Annotated in this window: 23 protein-coding genes; 11 read left to right on the forward strand and 12 right to left on the reverse strand. The window is 60.8% G+C overall.

Translation table 11 applies throughout. From position 1 onward, the window contains the following. Positions 1-293 precede the first annotated feature (293 nt). Positions 294-2876 (reverse strand): bifunctional acetate--CoA ligase family protein/GNAT family N-acetyltransferase, encoded by a 2583-nt coding sequence (locus tag OKC42_RS20575; RefSeq protein ID WP_270820791.1) that lies wholly within the window; start codon positions 2874-2876, stop codon positions 294-296. A gap of 73 nt (positions 2877-2949) precedes the next feature. Next, positions 2950-3141 carry a hypothetical protein gene (locus OKC42_RS20580; RefSeq protein ID WP_005339486.1) on the reverse strand — a complete coding sequence of 64 codons (192 nt, stop codon included), beginning with the start codon at positions 3139-3141 and terminating at the stop codon, positions 2950-2952. A 192-nt stretch (positions 3142-3333) separates the two neighbouring features. Here OKC42_RS20580 and OKC42_RS20585 point away from each other — a divergent pair, with 192 nt between their 5' ends. Continuing rightward, on the forward strand, positions 3334-4194 hold the full coding sequence (locus OKC42_RS20585) for a hypothetical protein (RefSeq protein WP_270820792.1): 861 nt from the start codon (positions 3334-3336) through the stop codon (positions 4192-4194). On the opposite strand, the gene ilvY is transcribed toward OKC42_RS20585, so the two are convergent. Beyond that, on the reverse strand, positions 4183-5076 hold the full coding sequence (gene ilvY, locus OKC42_RS20590; protein ID WP_005342097.1) for an HTH-type transcriptional activator IlvY: 894 nt from the start codon (positions 5074-5076) through the stop codon (positions 4183-4185). The genes OKC42_RS20585 and ilvY overlap by 12 nt on opposite strands. 221 nt (positions 5077-5297) lie before the next feature. On the opposite strand from ilvY, the gene ilvC reads away from it, so the two are divergent. Then, positions 5298-6779, forward strand: a complete 1482-nt coding sequence (ilvC, locus tag OKC42_RS20595; protein WP_270820793.1) for a ketol-acid reductoisomerase — start codon at positions 5298-5300, stop codon at positions 6777-6779. A 156-nt stretch (positions 6780-6935) separates the two neighbouring features. Here the strand turns inward: ilvC and pgi are convergent, their stop codons facing one another. The 5 genes from pgi to coaBC form a co-directional block, all read right to left on the reverse strand. Further along, entirely contained in the window at positions 6936-8585 is a 1650-nt protein-coding gene (gene pgi / locus OKC42_RS20600; protein ID WP_005355982.1) for a glucose-6-phosphate isomerase, read from the reverse strand. Positions 8586-8932: 347 nt separating this feature from the next. Then, a complete protein-coding gene (locus OKC42_RS20605) occupies positions 8933-9769 on the reverse strand; it encodes a mechanosensitive ion channel domain-containing protein (protein WP_005339493.1) in 837 nt (278 codons plus the stop codon). A gap of 165 nt (positions 9770-9934) precedes the next feature. Next, positions 9935-10531: a nucleoid occlusion factor SlmA gene (gene slmA, locus OKC42_RS20610; protein WP_005339495.1), complete on the reverse strand. Its 597-nt coding sequence runs from the start codon at positions 10529-10531 to the stop codon at positions 9935-9937. Between the two features lie 69 nt (positions 10532-10600). Next, positions 10601-11059: a dUTP diphosphatase gene (gene dut, locus OKC42_RS20615; protein ID WP_005339498.1), complete on the reverse strand. Its 459-nt coding sequence runs from the start codon at positions 11057-11059 to the stop codon at positions 10601-10603. Positions 11060-11140: 81 nt separating this feature from the next. Beyond that, positions 11141-12343: a bifunctional phosphopantothenoylcysteine decarboxylase/phosphopantothenate--cysteine ligase CoaBC gene (coaBC, locus tag OKC42_RS20620; protein ID WP_270820794.1), complete on the reverse strand. Its 1203-nt coding sequence runs from the start codon at positions 12341-12343 to the stop codon at positions 11141-11143. 147 nt (positions 12344-12490) lie between these two features. Here coaBC and radC point away from each other — a divergent pair, with 147 nt between their 5' ends. The 6 genes from radC to OKC42_RS20650 all read left to right on the forward strand — a co-directional run bounded on the left by radC (position 12491) and on the right by OKC42_RS20650 (position 16153). Further along, complete coding sequence (gene radC, locus OKC42_RS20625; RefSeq protein ID WP_040069417.1) at positions 12491-13165, forward strand: RadC family protein; 675 nt, start codon at positions 12491-12493, stop codon at positions 13163-13165. Positions 13166-13301: 136 nt separating this feature from the next. Continuing rightward, a complete protein-coding gene (gene rpmB, locus OKC42_RS20630) occupies positions 13302-13538 on the forward strand; it encodes a 50S ribosomal protein L28 (protein ID WP_005307492.1) in 237 nt (78 codons plus the stop codon). 11 nt (positions 13539-13549) lie between these two features. Next, positions 13550-13717 (forward strand): 50S ribosomal protein L33, encoded by a 168-nt coding sequence (gene rpmG / locus OKC42_RS20635; protein WP_005307500.1) that lies wholly within the window; start codon positions 13550-13552, stop codon positions 13715-13717. 93 nt (positions 13718-13810) lie between these two features. Beyond that, the gene (locus OKC42_RS20640) at positions 13811-14266 is read left to right on the forward strand and encodes a hypothetical protein (RefSeq protein WP_149153846.1); all 456 of its coding nucleotides are present in this window, start codon (positions 13811-13813) and stop codon (positions 14264-14266) included. 24 nt (positions 14267-14290) lie between these two features. Further along, the gene (gene mutM / locus OKC42_RS20645; protein WP_005357390.1) at positions 14291-15103 is read left to right on the forward strand and encodes a bifunctional DNA-formamidopyrimidine glycosylase/DNA-(apurinic or apyrimidinic site) lyase; all 813 of its coding nucleotides are present in this window, start codon (positions 14291-14293) and stop codon (positions 15101-15103) included. 114 nt (positions 15104-15217) lie between these two features. Further along, positions 15218-16153, forward strand: coding sequence for a VirK/YbjX family protein (locus OKC42_RS20650; protein ID WP_270820796.1), 936 nt, complete (start codon positions 15218-15220; stop codon positions 16151-16153). A 93-nt stretch (positions 16154-16246) separates the two neighbouring features. On the opposite strand, the gene coaD is transcribed toward OKC42_RS20650, so the two are convergent. Beyond that, on the reverse strand, positions 16247-16732 hold the full coding sequence (gene coaD, locus OKC42_RS20655) for a pantetheine-phosphate adenylyltransferase (RefSeq protein ID WP_111901322.1): 486 nt from the start codon (positions 16730-16732) through the stop codon (positions 16247-16249). A gap of 134 nt (positions 16733-16866) precedes the next feature. Between coaD and OKC42_RS20660 the strand changes: the two genes are divergently transcribed. Then, positions 16867-17904, forward strand: coding sequence for a glycosyltransferase family 9 protein (locus OKC42_RS20660; RefSeq protein WP_270820799.1), 1038 nt, complete (start codon positions 16867-16869; stop codon positions 17902-17904). Between the two features lie 51 nt (positions 17905-17955). Here the strand turns inward: OKC42_RS20660 and OKC42_RS20665 are convergent, their stop codons facing one another. Continuing rightward, positions 17956-18732 carry a glycosyltransferase family 2 protein gene (locus OKC42_RS20665; protein ID WP_127008528.1) on the reverse strand — a complete coding sequence of 259 codons (777 nt, stop codon included), beginning with the start codon at positions 18730-18732 and terminating at the stop codon, positions 17956-17958. Between the two features lie 276 nt (positions 18733-19008). Here OKC42_RS20665 and waaF point away from each other — a divergent pair, with 276 nt between their 5' ends. Both waaF and waaA read left to right on the forward strand, forming a co-directional pair. Beyond that, on the forward strand, positions 19009-20043 hold the full coding sequence (waaF, locus tag OKC42_RS20670; protein WP_005339516.1) for a lipopolysaccharide heptosyltransferase II: 1035 nt from the start codon (positions 19009-19011) through the stop codon (positions 20041-20043). A gap of 1 nt (position 20044) precedes the next feature. Beyond that, positions 20045-21310 (forward strand): lipid IV(A) 3-deoxy-D-manno-octulosonic acid transferase, encoded by a 1266-nt coding sequence (waaA, locus tag OKC42_RS20675; RefSeq protein ID WP_270820801.1) that lies wholly within the window; start codon positions 20045-20047, stop codon positions 21308-21310. 98 nt (positions 21311-21408) lie between these two features. Here waaA and OKC42_RS20680 read toward each other — a convergent pair whose 3' ends face one another. Beyond that, positions 21409-22668, reverse strand: coding sequence for a PTS ascorbate transporter subunit IIC (locus tag OKC42_RS20680; protein WP_042030406.1), 1260 nt, complete (start codon positions 22666-22668; stop codon positions 21409-21411). A 51-nt stretch (positions 22669-22719) separates the two neighbouring features. After that, positions 22720-23007 (reverse strand): PTS sugar transporter subunit IIB, encoded by a 288-nt coding sequence (locus OKC42_RS20685; protein WP_005356014.1) that lies wholly within the window; start codon positions 23005-23007, stop codon positions 22720-22722. Positions 23008-23029: the final 22 nt, after the last annotated feature.

Raw genomic sequence — 23029 nt, forward strand, 5'->3', positions numbered from 1 at the left:
TCGCGGGTTCGAGTCCCGTCCGCTCCGCCACTAATTTGAAGGCCTTCCCGATTGGGAAGGCCTTTTTGCTATGGGCGATTTTTGCGCAGCGACTCACAGATTTGCACACCGGAGCCAACACGTAGCCCAGTCTGACGACTGGGCTATGGTGCTTTTAGAGTGTTGAATAGCCAATACTTGGCTTTTACCTGCCGGAAGAGAACTAAAAAGCCTGTTCTGCTCACCATTTTCTGGCTATATCCGAGCCTTATCAGTTATTTACTGCCATTTGAACGACCCTGCAGGTGGTCAAATCAGCCTTCTGCCGCCTGCTGGTTGCAGGGAAGTTCCATATTGACCACCCCCTCTTCCATTTGCACATCGATCTTGAAGCCAAGCCGTTTGGCGAGGTTGACCATGCCACGATTGCTGGGCATGGTCATGCCGGATAGCTGGCCAATCCCCTGCTCTTTGGCGTAGCGGATGATCTTCTCCATCATCAATTTGCCGAGCCCCACCCCTTTCAAGTCCGATCGCACCAGAATGGCAAACTCGGCATCGCTCTGGTCTGGGCTCGAAATGGCGCGTACCACGCCGAGGATCTGATCCTGCAGCTCGCCATCTTGCCCCACAGCCACGAAGGCCATCTCCCGGTCGTAATCGATCTGGGTCATGCGAGCCAGCTCTTCATGGCCCAGCTCGCCCACATCGGCAAAGAAGCGTTTGTACCTGTCTTCATCGGAGACCTGCAGCACGAACTGCTTGTGAGCCGGTTCATCTTCCGGCTGGATCGGGCGCAGCAGGATATGGCGCTGATCTTTAAGCCAGGCTCCCTCCTCCAGTTCGGTAGGATAGGGGCGGATAGCCAGTCGGTTGCTGGCCGGGAGGGCGGGGTCAGTCAGTGTGAGGCTGGCATCCAGTACCACCATCTCGGCACCGCACGCTTGTAGCGGGTGCAGGTCCAGCTCCTGAATCTCCGGAAAGGCGAGCAATAGCTCTGAGAGCTGGCAAAGCACTTGGCCCAAGGCATCGATATCCAGTCGTTCCGGCGTGGCCTGTTCGCGGATCTTGCGGCTCTTGAGGGCGCCGATGATCTGGTAACGGGCCAGCGCCTGATTGAGCGGCGGTAGCGCCGCGACCATCTCCTGCGGTTCGGCGCCCGACTCGCCTAGTAGGATGACGGGGCCAAAGATGGCGTCTTGCTGGATACGTACCCGTAACTCCAGGCCGCCGCTGCGGCGAGCCATCCGCTGCACCAGCAAGCCTTCGATGCGGGCGCCTGGATCATGCTGTTTGACCCTGTCCAGAATGGCATCGGCAGCCTGTGCTACTTCGGCCGAGGTGCGCAGATTGAGCACCACACCGTGTACGGCGGACTTGTGCAGGATATCGGGCGAGCGCAGTTTTACCGCTACTGGATAGCCGATCTGCTCGGCGGTGAGGGTCGCCTCGATGGCGTCGGTGACGATCCAGGTGGGCAGGGTCGAGAGACCGGCGGCTTGCAAAATCGGGTGCACCAGATGGGTATCCAGCCTCAGCTGTTTGCGGTCTTGCGCCTGGCGGATCAGCTGCTGGCACAGATCGACATTGAGCTGGTTGCCATGCAGGGATGCCGGTGTCTCCATCAACTGCTTCTGGTTGCGGCGGTATTCCACCATGTGCATGAAGGCGGCCATGGCGCTTTCCGGCGTGCGGTAGGTCGGGAAACCCGCCTCGGTAAAGAGTTTTCGCCCCTCCTGCGCCGAGTATTCACCCGCCCAGTTGGTGAGGATGTTGAAACGGCGCGCTCTGGGGTGCTGTTTCAGATGGGCAATAAGATGGCTGGCCAGCGGCGCGCTAGGTGCCGTGAGCGAGGGTGCGTGGATGATCAGGATGGCGTCGATGCCATCTTCCTGCAACACGTTGTCCAGCGCCTCCTGATAGGTGGTGATGGTAGCATCGCTGCCAATATCGAGCGGCGGGCGAGCCAGCTTGCCGCCCCGCTCCAGCAGCACATCCACCGCCATATTGGCCAGCCCGCGACCGTTGGAGATGATGGCGAGCCGCTCTCCCTTGAGGGTCATGGAGTGGCTCAAGGTTTCTACCGCGGCAAACAGTTCGTGGGTATCCCGTACCCGCAACATGCCGGCGCGGCGGATGGCGGCATCATAGACGTTGTCGAGACCGTGGGCCGGTTCGTGGCGCCCGCTTTTCAGCACCAGGATCGGCTTGTTGCGCGAGGCTGCCCGCGCAGCCGAGAGAAAGTGGCGGGCGTCGTGCAACTTGTCCATGTAGATCAAGATGGCGCGGGTGACGCTGTCGCGGGAGAGCTGATCCAGCAGCTGGCCGAAGTCGATGTCGCAGTGATCGCCAAGGGAGATAAAGGCGGAAAAGCCCAGCTCATGCTGCTTGGCCCAATCCAGAATGGTGGTGCTGACGGCGGCGGATTGCGACAGAAAGGCGACCTGCCCCGGCTTGGCGGCAGTGGGTGAAAAGCTGGCGTTGATCCCCTGGCCGGGCAGCAGCATTCCCATGCTGTTGGGGCCGAGCAGGCGAATGCCGTATTGTTGGCAGACCCGTTTCAGCTCCAGTCGCTCCTCGGGGGAAAAGTCGGCGGCCAGTATGATGGCCGCCCCTGCGCCCTTCTGGCCGAGCGCTTCCAGCAATGGCAAGACCCGCTCCCGCCTGGTGCAGATGATGGCGAGATCCGGGGTCAGCGGCAGGCTGGCGATATCGGGATAGGCTAGCACGCCGGCGATGGCCTTGTTGCGCGGGGTTACCGGGAGGATGGGCCCTTTGAACTGGCCCGCCAGCAGGTGGCGCACGATCACATGGCCCGCCTTGAGCGGGTCGGTCGAGGCGCCGATCACGGCGATTGAGTGGGGTTTGAACAGCCGATCCAGACCGCTTGCTTTCATGGGCACTCCCGACAAAAGGGGGAAGATACCAGTCTAATACGCCTTTGCTACGGGTTCTGTGACCGGATCCTGATCACCGTTTGTTGAGGGCATTGGCACGCAGATAAAAGCGCAGTTCGCCCTGCACCCGGCGAATGGCTCCCAGGTGGCGTTCCTGTAGATAGATATCCTGCTCCCGATCGAGCGCCGTGCTGGGCACCCCCATGCTTTGCAGATACTCGTCAAACAGGGTTGAACCCTTGATCTCTACCAGATGCTGTTTCATGGCTCTCCTCCCTGCGCCTTGGTGTTTGTTGATGAATGCCTAGTCTGCGATGACCTGCCGGGTTTGCCTATTGTCACTTTTGACACGAGATTTGACACGAGAGCGCTCACACATCTTTCAGAGAGGGCGCCGTTGAGGTGCTGGCTGACGTTATAGTATGGCGAGGAGCATGAGGCACGGATGGTGCGCAGGATGATCAGAGTCTGGTGGTGGTGCATGGCACTGTGGACGGTTGGCGTATCGGCAACCGAGCAGCCTATCCGCGCCTGGAATCTGCTGCTGGATCACCCCAACCCCGCCGTCGTCCAGTTGCTGCGCCTCTCCCTCGATCTCACCGTGCCCGAATATGGCCCCTACCAGTTGGTTTCCAGCCCGCAAATGGAGCAGGGGCGGGCGGTGAAGGAGCTGCGCAGCGGCGAGCTGGTTCAGGTCGGTGTTTTTGCCCCCGATGGTGAGCGAGAACGGGAGTTGCTGGCAATCCACATTCCGCTGGCCAAGGGGCTGCTGGGATGGCGGGTGTGTCTGGTTCGGCAGGGGGATGAGGGGCGTTTTGCCGAGATCGGATCGTTGGCGGACTGGCATCGCGCCGGGCTCTCCATCGGCCAGCACAGATCCTGGCCAGACACCCAGTTGCTGCGGGCTAACGGCCTCAAGGTGACGGTGGGCAATCTTTATGAGGCGCTCTTCAACATGCTGCGCAAGAAGCGCTTTGACTGCTTCCTGCGTTCGGTCATCGAGATCGAGGATGAGCTAAGGCAGCATCCGGATCTCGCCATCGAGTCCCGTCTGGTGTTTCGCTATCCGCTGGCGTTGCTCTTCTTTGTCTCGCCAAAATATCCGGAGCTGGCCCAGCGTATCGAGCTTGGCCTGCTGCGGGCGCGGCAGTCTGGTGCTTTTGACCGGGTCTTTGAAGAGGGATTTGGCAGCACCATTCGGCGGCTGAAACTGGATGAGCGGGTGCGCCTCGAGCTGCACAACCCCGACTTGCCGCTGCCCAGGCGCATCATGATGGCCGATCCGGCCCTTATCTATAATCCGGTATCAGCGCAGTGAACCCTGATTCTGCGCGGTATCCCAGAAGGCGCGGATCAGCGGTTCTTCCAGCCGCTTCTTGAGCACCCCGATCCCCACATCAAATGGCTTGAAGGCTGGCTTGAGGTCGATGATCCGCACCTTGTCACCGAGCGGGCTGTGGTCGATTACCGCCGCAGGTACCAATCCTACGCCACAGCCGAGCGCCACCATGGCGACAATCCCCTCGTTACCCGCCACTTCGGCATAGATGTTGGGCGCTATCCCCTTGTTGCGAAACCACTGATCGCTGCGTTTGCGGGCCAGCCCCTGCTCGGAGAGGATGACTGGCAGCTGCTCCCAATCCGGCTCCCCCTGGCGGAACCACTGGTTCAGCTGTGGGGCATTGCGCGGCGCAATAAAGACCAGCGGCACCAGCTGCAGGCTGGCGAACTCCAGCTTGGCGGGCAGGGCATCGGGGCGAGCGGCGATGGCGAGATCGGCCTCGTCGGCCAGGATTTTGTCCACCGCCAGCGCCGGGTCGCCGGTCTCCAGCTTGATCTCCAGCTGGGGGTAGCGGCGGCGAAAGCGCTCCAGCACCTCGGGCAGCAGAAAGTAGCTGGCAGTGACCGAGCAGAACACCCGCAGCCGCCCCTGCAGCGGTTCATCGCTGCGTTTGAGCTCCTGTTTGAGCTGACGCCACTCCTGCAACAGGCCGCCGCCAAACTCCCGCAGCTTCTCGCCGGCGGGGGTAAGCCGCACCGAGCGGTTGTCCCGCTCGAACAGGATGCAGCCGGTCTCCTGCTCCAGCCGCTGGATCGCGCGACTCAGGGTGGAGGGGCTGACCGCCATGGCATCGGCGCTCTTGCCGAAGTGGAGGGAGTCGGCGAGGTGGAGAAACAGCTCGAGATTGCGAAGGTCCATCTTTCAGCTCCTGGCGCGGCATGTGTGCCCGATATCCAGCGGTTGGCGGCTTGTTTCTGCCATCTCGCGGTACATTCAGCAGGCGATTATGAAGGGTTAACGTTTCAGTTATTGCAACGTACTATTTCGAATATATCAGTTCAGGCAATAAGTGTCCCGCGCTATAGTGGTTCAGACAACGCCGCTATCCGGCATGGAATCAATCGAACGGAGCAATCACCATGGCTAACTATTTCAACACCTTGAACCTGCGTCAGCAGTTGGCCCAACTGGGCAAGTGTCGTTTCATGCAGCGCGAAGAGTTCGCGGACGGCTGCAACGTGCTGAAGGGCAAGAAGGTGGTGATTGTGGGCTGTGGTGCCCAGGGTCTGAACCAGGGTCTGAACATGCGCGACTCCGGGCTGGATATCTCCTACGCCCTGCGCAAGGCCGCCATCACCGAGAAGCGCGCCTCCTGGCAGAAGGCTACCGACAACGGCTTCGCGGTCGGCACCTATGAAGAGCTGATCCCGACCGCCGATCTGGTGCTCAACCTGACTCCGGACAAACAGCACTCCGACGTAGTGAAAACTGTGATGCCGCTGATGAAGCAGGGCGCCGCGCTGGGCTACTCCCACGGCTTCAACGTGGTGGAAGAGGGTCAACAGATCCGCTCCGACATCACCGTCGTGATGGTTGCGCCCAAGTGCCCGGGGACCGAAGTGCGTGAAGAGTACAAGCGTGGCTTTGGTGTGCCGACCCTGATCGCCGTTCACCCTGAAAATGACCCGAAAGGCGAAGGCATGGCCATCGCCAAGGCGTGGGCCTCTGCCACCGGCGGCGACCGTGCCGGGGTGCTGGAATCCTCCTTCGTGGCGGAAGTGAAATCCGATCTGATGGGCGAGCAGACCATCCTCTGCGGCATGCTGCAGGCCGGTTCCCTGCTCTGCTACGACAAGCTGGTTGCCGAAGGGACAGACCCGGCCTACGCCGGCAAGCTGATCCAGTTCGGCTGGGAGACCATCACCGAAGCCCTGAAGCAGGGTGGCATCAGCCTGATGATGGACCGCCTCTCCAACTCGGCCAAGCTGCGCGCCTTCGAGCTCTCCGAGCAGCTCAAGACCCTGATGCGCCCGCTGTTCGAGAAGCACATGGACGACATCATTGCCGGTGAGTTTTCCCGCGGCATGATGGCCGACTGGGCCGAAGACGATGCCAAGCTGTTCGGCTGGCGCGAAGAGACCGGCAAGTCCGCCTTCGAAAACGCCCCGGCGTTCGCTGGCAAGATTGCCGAGCAGGAGTACTTCGACAATGGCGTTGTGATGGTGGCCATGGTCAAGGCGGGTGTCGAGCTGGCGTTCGAGACCATGGTGGCTTCCGGTATCTACGAGGAATCTGCCTACTACGAATCCCTGCACGAGCTGCCGCTGATCGCCAACACCGTTGCCCGCAAGCGCCTGTACGAGATGAATGTGGTTATTTCCGACACCGCTGAGTACGGTAACTACCTGTTCGCCAACGCCGCTGTGCCGTTGCTGCGCGAGCACTTCATGCCGACCCTGAAAGCGGGCGATCTGGGTGCCAGCAAGGCGGAAGGGCAGAGCGTGGATAACCTGGCGCTGCTGGCGGCCAACGAAGCGACTCGCAACCACCCGATCGAAAAAATCGGTCAGGTACTGCGCGGCTACATGAAGGATATGAAACGCATCGCTGTTGGCGGTTAAGCCTGCATCGAGCTGGATGATGAAGGGGCGGGGATGACGATCCCCGTCGCCGGTCGGACTGGACACCCGCTCGGCCAGCCAGAAAAATCAGCCTGACAGTCATAAAAAAGCCCCGCTCATCGAGCGGGGCTTTTGCATTCAGAAAGGCCCGATAAATCAGGCTTTCCACGCTTTCCAGGTGTTGATCAGACCGTTGGTGGAGCAGTCGTGGCTGGTGACAGCCTCGTTGTTGCCCAGCTCCGGCAGGATCTTGTTGGCCAGCTGTTTGCCCAGCTCCACGCCCCACTGGTCGAAGCTGAAGATGTTCCAGATTGCGCCCTGTACGAAGATCTTGTGCTCGTACATGGCGATCAGGGCACCCAGGGTTTTCGGGGTCAGGCTCTTGAACAGGATGGAGTTGGTCGGGCGGTTGCCTTCGAACACCTTGAACGGCACCAGATCCTTGACCTGCTCCAGCGTTTTGCCAGCAGCCAGGAACTCGGCTTCAACCTCTTCCTTGCTCTTGCCGAAGGCCAGTGCCTCGGTCTGGGCGAAGAAGTTGGCCAGCAGTTTCGGATGGTGGTCACCGATCGGGTTGTGGCTGATGGCCGGCGCCAGGAAGTCACAGGGGATCAGCTTGGTGCCTTGATGGATCAGCTGGTAGAAGGCGTGCTGGCCATTGGTGCCCGGCTCACCCCAGATGATGGGGCCAGTCTGGTAGTCAACCGGCTTGCCGTTGCGATCCACGTACTTGCCGTTGGATTCCATGTTGCCCTGCTGGAAGTAGGCAGGGAAGCGGTGCATGTACTGATCGTACGGCAGGATGGCTTCGGACTCGGCACCGTAGAAGTTGTTGTACCACAGGCCGATCAGCGCCAGCAGCACCGGCACGTTCTGCTCATAGGAGGCAGTGGCGAAGTGCATGTCCATCTCGAAAGCGCCTTGCAGCAGGGCTTCGAAGTTCTCGAAACCGACAGACAGGGCGATGGGCATGCCGATGGCAGACCAGGAGGAGTAGCGGCCGCCAACCCAGTCCCAGAACTCGAACATGTTGTTGGTGTCGATGCCGAACTCGGCCACGGCCTTGCCGTTGGTGGAGAGGGCCGCGAAGTGCTTGGCAACGTGGGCCTTGTCACCGGCGATCTTGATGAACCAGTCGCGAGCGGTAAGGGCGTTGGTCATGGTCTCCTGGGTAGTGAAGGTCTTGGAGGCCACCAGGAACAGGGTGGTTTCCGGATCGATCTTCTTCAGGGTCTCGGCGATGTGAGTGCCATCGACGTTGGAGACGAAGTGCATCTGCAGGTGGTTTTTGTAGGGACGCAGTGCCTCGGTGATCATTACCGGGCCGAGATCGGAGCCACCGATACCGATGTTGACCACGTGCTGGATCGCTTTGCCGGTGTAGCCTTTCCACTCGCCGGAGATGATCTTCTCGCAGAAGCCCTTCATCTTGGCCAGTACGGCATTCACTTCCGGCATAACATCCTTGCCGTCGCACTCGATGGGGCGGTCGGAGCGGTTGCGCAGGGCCACGTGCAGTACGGAGCGCCCTTCGGTCATGTTGATCTTGTCGCCATTGAACATGGCATCGATCGCGCTGCGAAGATCGGTCTCTTTGGCCAGATCAACCAGCAACTTGAGGGTTTCTTCGGTGATCAGGTTCTTCGAGTAATCAACCAGGATGTCGCCGCCGAAGGTAAGGGAAAACTTGTCAAAGCGCTTCGGGTCCTGCGCGAACAGATCCTTGAGTCGAGTCTCTTTGTTTGCTGCAAAGTGGGCTTCCAGTGCCTGCCAGGCCTGGGTTTGGGTTGGATTGATATTTTTCATAGGATTCCTGAAATGCCAAGTTGTGTTTGAACCTTGCAGGCAAGGTCCCGCCAAACCTTATTATCCGAGCATTATAGCGAGCCGATCGGGCGGCCCGTGTAACAGATTTTTACCGATTGTCTTTTACTGCAATGGGTCACTGCCGGGAGCATACAACCAGAACATTGGGATTATGTGTCACGAAAGCAAGGCGGATCTTGCGCTTGCTCATGATTGGGGCCACCCCGATAGCCTGAAATTGTTTTCATCCGGTTGGCGTGGTTATGCACCGACATGGCCATGGGCTGGGGCCAGAAACGACAATGCCAGCCCGAAGGCTGGCATTGTCTGTTGCAGCAGAACCGCGATCACGCCTGCGGTTTTTGCATGTGCATCACCATCTGCGGGAAGGGAATTTCGATGCCTTCGGCATCAAAGGTCAGTTTCACCTTCTCGTGGAAGTCGAACCAGACACCCCAGTAGTCAGCGGTTTTCACCCAGGGGCGCACCACGATATTGACCGAGGAGTCGGCCAGCGCGGCAACGGCGATGGTAGCGGCCGGATCTTTCAGGATGCGCGGCTCTTCGCTTACCAGACGCTCGAGGATCTGTTTGGCCTTGCGCAGGTCAGAGCCGTAGCCGATGCCAAAGGTCATATCGACGCGGCGGGTATCCATGCGCGAGTAGTTGACGATGGTGCCGTTGAGGATGGCGGAGTTCGGGACTACCACCATCTTGTTGTCACCTGAGGTGAGGGTAGTGGTAAAGAGCTGAACGGACTGCACGACACCCGCGGTGCCCGCCACTTCGATAAACTCGCCCGCCTTGATGGGGCGGAAGATGATCAGCAGGAAGCCGGCAGCGAAGTTGGAGAGCGAGCCTTGCAGCGCCAGACCGATGGCCAGACCGGCGGCACCGATAATGGCGACGAAGGAGGCGGTCTGCACCCCGACACGGCCCAGCGCGGCGATCACCACGAACACCAGAATGGCGTACTTGAGGATGCTGCCGACGAAGTGGGTGACGGTGGTGTCCAGCTTGCGGGCCTGCATCACCTTGACCACGCCACCGCTGATGAGGTTGGCGGCGATATAGCCGACCAGCAGGGTCAGCAGGGCGGCGGCGATATTGACGCCGTATTCGATCAGCAGTCCCTGATTATTGACCAGCCAGGTCTGCGCTTCGGTAATGATTTCGGGTTCCATAGGATGTCCTGTCAGGTTCTAAAAGGTTTATGGTGGATGAATCTAACACCGCAGCGCGACAGTACGGGTCGCATCTGGTACTTCTTTTCTGCCATAAAAACCTGACACAAAAAAGAAGGGAGGCCAAAGCCTCCCTTCTTTTTGCTGAATGACGCGAAAAAAACATCAGCTCTGCAGCAGCTGGCTGCGGATAAATTGCCACTGATCTTCAAAACCGGCGGTCGGCTTGAGCTTGAACTCGGAGCGCACGAACTGGCTGATGCGGCCTTCGGTGTAGGCCAGCAGCAGATTGGCAAGCATGGTCTCGTCGAGCTGGAAGCCTTGACCCTCGCGCAGCCGCTTCTCGCGCAGCACCTGTTTGATCTGGGTCTCCAGCTTGTCGAACAGGATGCTGATGCGATCCCGCAGCCGATCGTGCTCACCCAGCAGGGCGTCGCCATTGAGGATGCGGGTAATGCCGGGATTGCGCTCGGCGAACACCAGCAGCAGCTGCAGGATATGGTGGCAGCGCGCCATGGTGTCCTTCTCTTCCGCCATGATCAGATTGACCCGTGACAGCAGGGAATCCTCGATAAAGTCGATCAGCCCCTCGAACATCCGCGCCTTGCTGGGAAAATGTCGATAGAGGGCTGCTTCAGAGACGCCGACCTCGGCCGCCAGACGGGCCGTGGTGATACGCTGACCCGGACTGGTTTCCAGCATATGGGCGAGCGCCTGCAGGATCTGATCGCGCCGACTCTGTTTCTGATTACTGCTTGCCATGGATTCCCCTAAAAAAAACAATGGCTTGATTCTATTATTAGGCACCGCCCATCGGGCTGGTGTGGTCTGTTATTGGCGACCAGAAGAACCAAAACCGCCTTCACCCCGTTCGCTCTGATTGAACTCATCGACCAGTTGGAAGCTGGCCTGAACTACCGGCATGATCACCAGCTGGGCGATGCGCTCGCCGGGTTGCATGGTGAACTCATCCTTGCCGCGGTTCCAGACCGAGACCATCAGCTGACCCTGGTAATCGGAATCGATCAGACCGACCAGGTTGCCCAGCACGATGCCGTGCTTATGGCCGAGGCCGGAGCGGGGCAGAATGGTGGCACACAGACCCGGATCCTGGATGTGGATGGCCAGACCGGTCGGCACCAGGGTGGTATCACCCGGAGCCAGAGTCAGCGGCGCATCCAGTAGTGCGCGCAGATCCATGCCGGCAGAGCCCGGTGTGGCGTAGGCGGGCAGCGGGTACTCGGTACCGATACGGGCATCCAGAATCTTCAGTTCAATTTGTGTAGTCATGAATCGCTTTTTCAGTTGGATCTTGTATTGGCGCCCCTCTTGGCAAGGCGGGGCGCCGTGAGTCTTGTTCTTTCGGGACGCTCAGTGCCGGTAGTGGCGCGCAATCAGGGCGATCAGGTGACGGGCCAGCGTCAGCTTGTCGGCCAGCGGCAGCGGGGCCTGGCCCCCTTGCCAGAACACGGTCAGGGCGTTGTCATCGGCGTTGAAGCCTTGCCCCTCGCGGGACACATCGTTGGCGGCGATCATGTCCAGCCGCTTACGCTGCAACTTGTCGAGGGCGTATTGTTCCACATCCACGGTTTCGGCGGCAAATCCGACGGTGAAGGGTTTGTCTGAAAGGGCACCGACGGCCGCGATGATGTCGGGGTTTTTCACCAGCTTCACCACCATCTGGTCGGTGTCGCCGGTCTTCTTGATCTTCTGGCTGGCGACCTGTTCGGGGCGGTAGTCGGCTACCGCCGCGCAGCCGATGAAGAGGTCGCACTTGCCGACCCGGCTCATCACCGCCTGATGCATCTGCTCGGCGCTCTCGACATCGATGCGGGTGACTCCAGCAGGTGTAGCCAGCGTCACCGGGCCGCTCACCAGCGTCACTTCGGCGCCCGCTTCACGGGCAGCTCGGGCGATGGCGTAGCCCATCTTGCCGGAGCTGTGGTTGCTGATGTAGCGCACCGGATCCAGTGCCTCGCGGGTTGGACCTGCGGTGAGCAGCAGCTTGACGCCTGCCAGCAAGGGCTCGGCGGCCAGCTGCTGACAGCAGCGATCCACCAGTTCGAGGGGGTCCAGCATCCGCCCCGGGCCCACATCGCCACAGGCTTGGCTGCCAGCATCCGGCCCCCACAGCAGAATGCCGCGGCTGGCCAGGGTCTTGAGGTTGGCCTGGGTGGCGGCGTTGAGATACATCTGCTGGTTCATTGCTGGTGCCAGCGCGATGGGCGCCGGAGTGGCCAGACAGAGGGTGGTCAGCAGTTCGTCGGCCATGCCTGCTGCCATCCGCGCCATCAGGTTGGCGCTGGCGGGGGCGATCAGTACCAAATCGGCCCACTTGGCCAGTTCGATATGGCCCATGCCCGCTTCGGCAGAGGGATCCAGCAGGCTGTAGGCCACCGGATGACCGGAGACCGCCTGCAGGGTCAGCGGGGTGATGAACTCCTTGGCGGAGCGGGTCATCACCACCCGCACTTCGGCGCCCTGATCTTTCAGGCGGCGTACCAGCTCGGCACTCTTGTAGGCGGCGATCCCGCCACTGACACCCAACAGGATGCGTTTATCGGCCAATCTCATCTGCTGTTTCTCTATCCGGCTCATTCTGACTGGTCGGCTAAGATACCACAGGCAATGGATGACGACAGGGGTTGGCATCAAGGGGTGTGGTCGGGCGCGCGCAATTTTTTGCTATGTTTTTTCTCAACAGGGATGAGGGAGAGACAAATGAGCATCAAAGAGTGGCCGGAAGATGAACGCCCCAGAGAGAAGCTGCTGCGTCAGGGGCCCATGGCGCTCTCCGATGCCGAGCTGCTCGCCATCTTTCTGCGCACCGGCGTCAATGGCCTGAGTGCAGTGGATCTTTCACGTAATCTATTGAATCAATTCGGCTCTTTGCGCAGCTTGCTGGGCGCGGATCAACGGGCATTCTGCGAGGCGCACGGCCTTGGCCCGGCCAAATATGCCCAGTTGCAGGCGGTGCTGGAGATGGCCAGACGCCATCTGGCCGAGCAGCTGCAACGGGGTGATGCCCTCACCTCGCCCCAGCTGACCCGCGACTATCTGCAGGCCCAGTTGCGGGATCGGCCACGCGAGGTGTTTGCCCTGCTGTTGCTCGACAATCAGCACAGAGTCATTCAATTTGTTGAGCTTTTTTTCGGCACCATCGACTCGGCTAGCGTCTGGCCAAGAGAAATCGTGCAGATCGCGCTCAAACATAATGCAGCCGCGGTGATTCTGGCGCATAATCACCCGTCCGGCGTCGCCGAGCCCAGTAGGGCCGACCGCCAGATCACGGATCGGATCACGGCCGCTTTGGCCCTGATCGATATCAGAGTGCTGGATCACTTGGTGATCGGTGATGGCATCACGGTTTCTTTTGCCGAGCGCGGTTGGCTATAACTGTGCTCTGGCACCGTATTAGTTGATCTTTGATCACGGATGCTGTATAAAATGCCGCCTTCTGTTTGCCCCGCAATCGAAGGCCAGCGGGGCAGATATTTGCTCGAGCAATGAAGTAAGATTTGGAGAGACTGACATGTCTAGAGTATGCCAAGTAACCGGCAAGCGCCCGGCAGTTGGTAACAACCGTTCGCACGCTAACAACGCCACCAAGCGTCGTTTCCTGCCGAACCTGCACACTCACCGTTTCTGGGTTGAGAGTGAAAAACGCTTCGTAAGCCTGCGCGTATCCGCAAAAGGCATGCGTATCATCGACAAGCGTGGCGTTGAAGTGGTTCTGGCTGAACTGCGCGCCAGCGGTGTTAAGGTATAAGGAATTAGATCATGGCTAAAGGTATTCGCGAGAAAATTCGCCTGAACTCCAGCGCCGGTACTGGTCACTTCTATACCACTACCAAAAACAAGCGCACCATGCCCGAAAAAATGGAGATCAAAAAGTTTGATCCCGTTGTTCGTCAGCATGTGATCTACAAGGAAGGCAAAATCAAGTAATTACTTGATGCTGCATTCCCAAAAACCCGGCTTCGTGCCGGGTTTTTTTATGCGCCGAATTCAGTACACTGCCGGTTCAAAGGGAGGCTTGCCATGTTCAAATTGAGCCGCAAAGGCTGGAATAACGTGATCATTGTGGTGGTGCTGATCGTGATCACCCTGTTGCATCGTATGGAGACTGCCCAGCAGGAGAACAGCGCCAAGCGCGCTCGCCCCTTGCTGTCGGATGCGGCCGTGGTGCTCACCTGGCAGGGGCCGAGCTGGCAGATTGAGCGGATTGGTCAGGGCTGGCGCAGCGTGCCGGATCTGGGACTCGACACGGCTCAGCTGGATGCCCGGCTGGCGCGCTGGCAGAGCTGGTTGCTGCCCCCCGGCGAGGTGGTGCGCGGCACCCCGGTGGCCATCAAGGTGTGGATTGCCGGCCAGAGCGATCCGGTCGAGATCGGCCTCTATCAGAACAGCGGCCAATATGGCGCCCAGCTGCCCTCCGGTCTCTGGCTCGCCCTCACTGCCGAACAGTATCGCGATCTGCTGCGTCCTGCTCCCTGAGTTCCTTTTCCTTGCGAGGTGCCCATGCCCGAATTGCCAGAAGTTGAAGTCAGTCGTCAGGGGATCTCCCCCTGGCTCACCGGTATCAAGGTGACGCGCGTGGTGGTGCGGGATGGCCGCCTGCGCTGGCCGATCCCCGGTGAGATTCAGGAGCTGGTGGACCTCACCATCCATCGGGTGCGTCGCCGTGCCAAATACCTGCTGCTGGAGACCGATTTCGGCACCGCCATCCTTCATCTGGGGATGTCCGGCAGCCTGCGGGTGCTGGATATCGGCACGCCAGCCGAGAAGCACGACCACGTGGATATCGAGCTGGAGAATGGCAAGCTGCTGCGGCTCAACGATCCGCGCCGCTTCGGCGCCCTGCTTTGGACTCGCGAACCGGCCGAAGCCCACGCGCTGCTCGCCAAGCTGGGGCCAGAGCCGCTCACCGATGCCTTCAGTGCTGATTACCTGCAGGGGCGCGCCAAGGGGCGCAGCACTGCCATCAAGCAGTTCCTGATGGACAATCAGGTGGTGGTCGGGGTGGGCAACATCTACGCCAACGAGGCGCTCTATGCTGCCGGCATTCACCCCAAACGGGCGGCGGGCAATATCAGCGCCGAGCGGTTGGGAACCCTGGTGGCCGAGATCAAGCGGGTGTTGGCCGAGGCGATTCGCCAGGGCGGCACCACTCTCAAGGATTTCACCAGTGCCGACGGCAAGCCGGGCTATTTCGTGCAGCAGTTGCAGGTTTATGGCCGTGGCGGTCAGCCCTGTTTCCACTGTCACACCCTGCTGACCGAGACAAGAATGGGCCAACGCACCACGGTTTTTTGCAGTCATTGCCAGCGCTGAGCGCACTTTTTGCCCCGATCCGGGGGAAGTTGTAACAGCGTATTTCCACTCTGTTGAAGATTTGCACAGCTGTCACTAGTATCCCGACCGTTCAGGCGGTTTGAGAATATAAAAATGACAGTTAAATCAATAGACTGGGAATATTTATCCCGGCAGGAGCGCTATTGCGCAAAATCCATGGCCCGCTTCCTCTACCCCGAGGGGTGTGACCGGAAAACCTTCAATCGCGGCAAGTTCGTGCTGCGCAGCCTGCTCTATCGCAAGTCGCTGAGCCGGGTCTTCAGCCTGTTTCAGTGCGACTCGCTCAAGGCACTTCCAGCGGTCTATCCCGAGCTGCTCGACAAGCCGATGCGACCCTATCGCTTCGCCTGTGCCAGCGCCCGTGAGCGGGCCGAGATGCTGGAAAATCACTATCGGTTGCTGCTGGAGTGCTACCCGCAGCTGATCGACCCGCTCTATCTGGGCGAGGGGATCGCGCTGGGATACTATCCCCAGAGCGGCTGCCGCATTCTGCTGCGCCACGATGGCACCTTCCGCCGCGAGGCCGAGCTGGCGCTCTCCATCGTCAACGGGGAGGGGCAGCGCCTCTACAGCTGCGCCTTTTCGCTGGCGGGCAGCGTGGATCGTTTGATTCTGATGATCGGTTCCATGCAGGGGCCGGAGCCTGCGGTCGACAATGCCCAGGATCGGGTGCGCGAGCTGACCAAAGAGGGACACGGCCTGCGGCCCAAATCTCTGCTGGTGCAGCTGGTGCTGCAACTGGCGCAGGCCATGGGGGCGGCAGAGGTGCTGGCGGTGCGTAAGCGGGCCCACGTGTTTCAGGCCAAGCGCTACAGCAGCAAGCAGAAAGCCAATTTGCAGGCCGATTATGACGAGCTGTGGCAGGAGTTCGACGCCCGGGATGTGGATGCCAACTTCGTCGCCCTGCAAGCCCAGCCGCGCAAGCCGCTGGAGGAGATCGCCTCCAAGAAGCGGGCCATGTATCGGCGCCGCTACGAGTGGCTCGATCTGCTGGTGAAGGAGATGAATGAGCGGTTTGCCCGTCAGTAACCGGCAAGCAGGCTGACCTCTTCATTGCGAGAGAGAAACAACAAGGGCTACCCGTGGGTAGCCCTTGTTCGTTTCTGCCAATCAGGGGAGGGATTAGCGCTGTTGCTGTTTGGCTGCGATGGCCTGGGCCACCACGGGATCGACAAACTGACGAATGTCGCCACCGTGCAGCGCCACCTCTTTCACCAGAGTGGAGGAGATAAAGGAGTTCTCCTCCGCCGGGGTGAGGAAGACGCTCTCCAGCTCCGGCATCAGGCGGCGGTTCATATTGGCCAGCTGAAACTCGTACTCGAAGTCGGAGACGGCGCGCAGGCCGCGGATAAGCACGTTGGCCTGATGCTCTTTGGCGAAATCGACCAGCAGGCCGGAGAAGCCCACCACCTTGACGTTGGGAAGCGTGCTGGTCACTTGCTGGACAAGCTGGACACGTTCTGCCAGATCGAACAGCGGGCGCTTGCTCGGGCTGTTGGCGACCCCGACCACCACCTCGTCAAACAGCTTGGCGGCCCGGCCGATGAGATCGGCGTGGCCATTGGTAACGGGATCAAAAGTCCCGGGATAAATTACCCTGGTAGTCATCTTTGCGGTCCTGCAACCTGGAAATTTGGTCGCATTATAAGGTCGTCGCTTGAGAATAGCAGTGCATCAGGCAAGAATACGCCATCGCGCATCAAGCCTCCTTGCATTGGTGACAGGGAGCAAAGGGATTTTTTATGAAACGTATTCTGGTCGTTCGCAATGACAAGATTGGTGACTTCATGCTGGCGTGGCCTAGCTTCGCCATGCTCAAAGGCTCCATGGAGTGTCATGTGACTGCCCTGGTTCCGGCCTACACGGCGCCGCTGGCCCGGCTCTGCCCCTGGATTGACGAGGTGATCATCGATCCGGGCGTGCGGGCCGACAAGGAGCAACAGCGAGCGCTGCTGGCGCGGATCAAGGCGGCGGCGTTCGACGCGTCCATCTGCCTCTTCTCCAACTCCCGCAACGCCATGCTGGTGTGGAAGGCACACATCCCTTACCGGCTGGCCCCGGCGACCAAGCTGGCGCAGGTGCTCTACAACCAGCGACTGGTACAGCGCCGCTCCCGCTCCCAAAAGCCGGAGTCCGAGTACAACCTGGAGCTGATCCGCCGCTTCCTGGCCGATCAGCAGGTGGCCGTGGTGGAGCCCAAGACCCCCTTCCTGCACTTCGATGACGAGACCCTGCTACAGGTGCGCGAACAGCTGGCACTAAAGCTCAAGCTCGATGCCAGCCGCCCCTGGCTGATGGTGCATGCCGGTAGCGGTGGGTCTGCCAACAACCTCTCCATCGAGCAGTATGCCCGCATCATCATCAAGCTCAATCAGGCCTGCCCCGAGCTGCAGTGCGTGCTGACCGCAGGCCCGGGCGAGGAGAAGATGGCCGAACAGCTGGCGGCCGAGTTGCTGGCCCACGGTGGCAACGGCTGGATCTACCGCTCCAGCGATGGTCTGCCGATGTTCTGTCAGGTGCTGGCCAACGCAGCCCTGTTTATCGCTGGCAGTACTGGCCCGCTCCATATCGCTGGCGCGCTCGATGTGCCGACCATCGGCTTCTTCCCGATGCGCCGCTCCGCTACTCCGCTGCGCTGGAAGCCCCTCAACAGCGAAGGGCGTCACCTCGCCTTCAGCCCGCCGGAGGATAGCGACCATCCTGAGGATATGAGTCAACTCGATCCCAAGACCATGGTGCCGGTGATGGCCCGCTGGGCGGCGCCTTTCTGGCGCAAATAACGTATGCAGCAATGCAAACAGGGCCCCTCGGGGCCCTGTTTCGTATGACGGTTATTCCGGCTGCTGCGGTTGCTGGCGCACCCAGAGGTCGGCGTATTTGACGAAGGTAGAGTGGGCGGAGAGGATCGCCAGCAGCAGCCCCTGCTTGCCATCGAGGAAGCCCGCTTTGAGCAGGTACATCTTGAGGAAGCAGCCAACAGCATGGATCAGCCCCTGACTGAGGGAGCCCTTCTTGCCGCGAGCGGTGCGCTGATCGGCCCAGGCGCGGGCATAACCGGCCGATTTGACCAGATAGTGCTCCAGATCCCGATAGGTGAAGTGGAGCAGGTCGCCATGAATATTGACGATCTTCATGTTGGCCCGTACTTCTACCTTTTCGTGAACCAGCGCCTCGTTGTAGCTGGTGAGCGCCTTGGGATAGAGGCGCAGCACCCGATCCGGATACCAGCCACTGTGGCGGATAAAGCGGCCAAACACCCAGGAGAGGCGCGGGATCGAGTAGATGGTATCGCTGGCCGGATTGGTCATCACGTTGGCTATGGCGGTTTTCAGCTCGGGGGTGAGCCGCTCGTCGGCATCCAGCCACAGCACCCAGTCGGATTGCACGTGGGACTGGGCCAGTCGGCGCTGTTTGCCAAAGCCGGGCCACTTGGCGTTGACGAAGAAGCGGGCCCCAAATTCGGCGGCAATGGCCGGGGTCTCGTCCTGGCTGCCGGAGTCCAGAATGACGATCTCGTCCACCAGTCCATCGAGGGAGGCGAGGCACTTGCGCAGGTTGTCGGCTTCATTCTTGACGATCAGAACGGCAGCCAGAGTCGGTTTTTTCACGAAATGGGGCTCACGGTTATTGCCCGGCTGGCGGGTCGAATGCGTATTGATGGGCCATTCTAACGGAAAAACGGGTCAAAGAGAGAGCCGCCATTGCCCGTTTCTATCAGCTGTTTGCCTGTCTCGTCTCGTCCGGTTGGAGGCGGGGCAGCGCTGGAAAAATGGGGTGACGGCAGCGTCTGCCAAGGATCTTCTGTTATTTATCCAGTCATTCTTGGGGCATAATCTTGCCCAGTGTTGATTAACAGCCGGGCCAGTCCCGAGAGAAGACGCGTAATGAAAATATTGGTGATCGGCCCCTCCTGGGTCGGCGATATGGTGATGTCCCAGAGCCTCTACAAGGCGATCAAGGCCAACCATCCGGAGTGCGAGCTGCACGTGATGGCCCCGGCCTGGTGCTGCGCCCTGCTGGAGCGGATGCCGGAGGTGGACAAGGCGATCACCATGCCCCTCGGCCACGGTGACTTCAAACTGGTGGCGCGCCGCCGCCTCGGCAAGCAGCTGGCGGCGGAGAAGTACGATCAGGCTATCGTCCAACCCAACTCCATGAAGTCGGCGCTGATCCCCTGGTTTGCCCGCATTCCGGTGCGTACCGGCTGGAAGGGCGAGAGCCGCTACGGCCTGCTCAACGACCTGCGCAGCAACAAGTCCGCCTTCCCGCTGATGGTGGAGGGCTATCTGGCGCTCGCCTATCCCAAAGCGCAGATGAAGAGCCGGGCCGATATTCCGACCATTCCGCATCCGGCGCTCCACGTCGATCTGATCAACCAGAGCAAGGCGCTGGAGCGGCTGGGGCTGGATCGCGCCCGCCCGGTGCTGGTGCTCTGTCCCGGCGCCGAGTTCGGCCCGGCCAAGCGCTGGCCGGAGGGGCACTACGCCGTGGTGGCCCAACAGCATCTGGACGAGGGGTGGCAGGTGTGGATCTTCGGTTCCAACAAGGATGTCCCGGTGGCCAATACCATCCGGGATCGGGTCAATCTGCTGACTCGCCCCAACTGCCACGTGCTGGCGGGCAAGACCAGCCTGCACGAGGCGATCGATCTGATGGCGTTGGCCAGCCGGGTCATCTCCAACGACTCCGGCCTGATGCACATCGCCGCTGCCCTCAACCGGCCACTGGTGGGCGTCTATGGCTCCACCTCGCCGCTCTACACCCCGCCGCTGGCGGATCGGGTCGAGATCGTCCACACCGACATCGAGTGTCGCCCCTGCTTCAAGCGCACCTGCAAGTTCGGCCATCTCAAGTGCTTGATCGATCTGGCGCCGGAGCAGGTGGTCGATGCCTGCAAGAAGCTGGAGCAGAGTCAGTAAGATGCCCTACCGTCTGCTCTACAACCTGCTGATCCATCTGGGATTGCCGCTGGCGCTGCTGGCGCTTTACAAGCCGAAGAAGGGCAAGCCCGGCTTTGGCGAGCGCTGGGCCGAGCATCTCGGGCGGCTGCCCGCCACCGGACAGGAGGCGCCGCTCTGGATCCATGCGGTGAGCGTGGGGGAGACGCTGGCCATCACGCCGCTTATTCGCGCCCTCAAGGCGGAGCGGCCCGATTTGCCGATCCTGCTCACCACCACCACCCGCACCGGCGCCGATCAGGCTGCCAAGCTGGGGGAGCTGGTGATCCATCGCTATGCACCGCTCGACTATCCCTGGGCCATTGCGGCATTTCTCGACACCTTCAAGCCGCGCGCGCTCTGGGTGATGGAGACCGAGCTGTGGCCGAACTGGCTGGCCGCCTGTGAGGCGCGCCATTTGCCGGTGACCATCATCAACGCCCGCCTCTCCGAGCGATCCTGCCAGCGTTATGCCCGCTTCCACGGCGCCTTCGACGCCCTGAGCCGACCGCTGACCCATCTGCTTTGCCAGCATCAGGATGATGCCGACCGCTTCGCCCGTCTCGGCATCGATCGTTCGCGGCTGGCGGTGACCGGCTCCATCAAGTTCGACATCCAGTTTGGTGACGAGGTGCAGGCCAAAGGTCGCGCCCTGCGCCAGCAGCTGGGCGCCGAGCGGCCGGTCTGGATCGCCGCCAGCACCCATCAAGGTGAGGACGAGCAGGTGCTGGCCGCCTTCGATCTGCTGCTCAAACGCCATCCCGATGCGCTGCTCATTCTGGTGCCGCGTCACCCCGAGCGGTTCGACCGGGTGGCCGAGCAGTGTGCCCCTTACGGCTGCGTGCGGCGCACCAGTCATGCTGCGGTTGGTGCACAGGATAAGGTCTATCTCGGCGATACCATGGGCGAGCTGCCACTGATGCTGGCGGCGGCCGATGTGGCCTTCGTCGGCGGCAGTCTGGTGAAAATCGGCGGTCATAACCTGCTGGAGCCGGCGGCGCTCGGCAAGCCCTGCCTGACCGGCCCCGCCTACTTCAACTTCAGCGACATCACCCGCCAGCTGGTGGCTCAGGGGGGGGCCGCCATCGTGGCCGATGCCGCCGAGCTGGGCGAGCAGGTGAGCCAGCTGTTTGCCGACGAGAGCACCCGCCGCGAGATGGGCGAGCAGGCCCGCGCCGTGGTGCTGCGCAATCAGGGAGCGCTGGCGCGTACCCTCTCGCACTGCCTCACTGCGCTGGAGAACGACTGAGTTTCAGTCTTTCATACAGCCCGCTATCCATCATCGATGGCCGACCATAAAAAAACGGAGCGCGATGCGCTCCGTTTTGTTTTTGGCGGTGATCGGAATTAGCGAACGATCAGCCCCAGCAGGATGCCGACCACACCGAAGTCGGAGTCGCTGAAGGTGGTGTTGGCGAAGCCGAGGTCGCCCAGCACCGGCAGCAGGAACACCGGCAGAATGGTGAGCAGCAGCAGGCCGTTGGCGAAGGCACCCAAAATGGCGCCGCGACGACCACCGGTGGCGTTGCCGAAGACCCCGGCAGCGGCGCCGACGAAGAAGTGCGGTACCACGCCCGGGATGATGACGGTAAGGCCCATGGCGTAGAGCAGCGCCATCCCCACCAGACCGGCGGCAAAGCTCGACAGGAAGCCGATCAGTACGGCGTTGGGGGCGTAGGGGAAGACGATGGGGCAGTCGAGAGCCGGCTTGGCGTTCGGCACCAGCTTGTCGGAGATCCCCTTGAAGGCCGGTACGATCTCGGCGATGACCATCCGCACACCCTGTAGGATGACGTAGACACCGGCGGCGAAGGTGATGGACTGCATCAGGGAGAACATGAACCAGTGCTTGCCCTTGGCGACGCTGGAGACAAACTCGGGGCCGGCGAAGGCGGAGGTCACCAGGAAGATGATGCCCATGGTGAAGGAGATGGCCACCGGGGTATCGCGCAGGAACAGCAGGCTCTTCGGTACCTGTACATCTTCGCAGCTGTGGGCCTTGTTGCCGAACTTGGCGCCGATCAGGGCGGAGAGCACGTAGGAGCAGGTGGAGAAGTGGCCCAGCGCCACGTCATCGGAGCCGGTGATCTGCTTCATGAAGGGGTGGGCGATGGCCGGGAAGAAGACCATGGCGACACCGACCACCAGACTGCCCACCGCGATCAGCGGCACGCCGCTCATGCCACCGGCGGAGAGGATTACGGCCACCATCATCGACATGAACAGGGTGTGGTGACCGGTCAGGAAGATAAATTTCCACGGGGTCAGACGGGCGATCAGGATGTTCACCAGCATGGCGAAGAACATGATCATCGCCATCTCCTTGCCAAACGAGGTCTGGGCGATGGAGACGATGGCCTCGTTGTTGGGGACGACCCCCTTGATGCCGAAGGCGTGCTGGAAGATGACGGCAAAGTCACCCAGCGAGTTGATCACCAGGGTGGCACCGGCCCCCAGAATGACGAAACCCATGATGGTCTTGACCGTCCCCTTGATGCACTCGGTCACCGGTTTCTTCTGGGCAATCAGGCCGATAAGCGCGATCAGGCCGACCAGCACGGCGGGCTCGGACAGCACGTCAAACATCAGAAAGTTGAAAAATTCCATGGTCAGCTCCTGGCAATGGAAGATGCGGCCCGCAGGCCGCATGGAGGATCCTTAGAGGGCGCCCAGTTCGCGCAGTGCGGTGGCGAGCTTCTCTTTCATCGCGGCCTTGTCGACCATGTTGTCGAGGGCCACCAGACGGCCGTTGACGCCCATGCTCTGTAACTGCTCGGCGATGTCGCGGGTGGCGACAAAGATCTCGGCGGTTTCGCTGCCGGCGGAGGCCAGATCGCGGTGATCCACCTCGGCGGTGACTGCCAGCTCTTTCAGGATGCTCTTGATGCTCATCTCCATCATCAGGCTGGTGCCCAGACCGTGACCGCATACAACCAGAATTTTCATTGTCTCTTCCTCTGTCAGGTGC

It is taken from the genome of Aeromonas sp. Y311-2, assembly GCF_027706025.1.
Classification (GTDB): domain Bacteria; phylum Pseudomonadota; class Gammaproteobacteria; order Enterobacterales; family Aeromonadaceae; genus Aeromonas; species Aeromonas veronii.